Origin of the sequence: Clostridium sp. DFI.1.208 (assembly GCF_024463855.1) — a bacterium.
Lineage (GTDB): Bacteria > Bacillota_I > Bacilli_A > Erysipelotrichales > Erysipelotrichaceae > Clostridium_AQ.
Genome location: NZ_JANGCA010000165.1, coordinates 1 through 815 on the forward strand (window position 1 = coordinate 1; position 815 = coordinate 815).

Sequence of the window (815 nt, forward strand, 5' to 3'; positions counted from 1 at the left end):
GCAGGAAAGAGCATGTATCCCAGACCGGCGGGGATGTAAAAGATACGGGTCAGGAAAGAAAGGTAGAGGAGAAACCATTATGAAAAAACTATTAGCATTAGCAATGGCAGCGATGATGTGTGCTGTCGCAGCACCGATCCACGCAGCAGAAGAAGCAACAGAAGTGAATCCACAGACGGATGAGAATCAGAACATCGAATCAGAAACAGAATCACAGGAGGCAAAGGGAGAAGTATGGGCAATGCTGAGTGAAAAGACAGAGCTTGACCAGATGAAGGTCACAGTGCCGATCCGTCTGCACTTCGCAGTTTTGAACAACGCAGAAGGTACAGCTGCGAATACGCCGTTACAATTTAAGACACCACATAAAAACAAGTATACGATCGCAGTCGATAAGACTTCTTCTGTAGATGTCAAGGTAAAATCAGTAAAGGTCGAGAAGCCGCAGAATGGCGCATGGACATTGAAGAGCACAGCGGATATGGCGAATGAGACAGTGAATCCAAGAGCAGTGGCAATCAACCTGATGGGGGAAGAAATGATTCAGGATAAGGCAGTGGAAATCACTGATTTCCAAGTCGCAAAAAATACATCAAAAACGATACCATTTACTGGAGTAGCAGCAAAAACAAAGATCGTTAAGAATGACCATGATGTTACCGGACTCTATGAGAAAGCATTCAATGTGACCTATACATTGGAGATGGTACAGCCTGCGGCTGATACACCGTCAGGATCTTAATTCGATATGATACAAAAGAGCACATCGTGCTCTTACATGAGGGAGGGAGCACTCCCTTCCTTATGCAAAGGTA

At 45.0% G+C, this 815-nt stretch carries 1 protein-coding gene; it reads left to right on the forward strand.

All coding sequences use genetic code 11. The features are described from left to right. Positions 1–79: 79 nt before the first annotated feature. The gene (locus tag NE665_RS23835) at positions 80–742 is read left to right on the forward strand and encodes a hypothetical protein (RefSeq protein WP_256302698.1); all 663 of its coding nucleotides are present in this window, start codon (positions 80–82) and stop codon (positions 740–742) included. Positions 743–815: the final 73 nt, after the last annotated feature.

Excerpts from the sequence above, each read along its gene's own strand:
- NE665_RS23835 (WP_256302698.1), top strand. The coding sequence starts at position 80 with ATGAAAAAACTATTAGCATTAGCAATGGCAGCGATGATGTGTGCTGTC.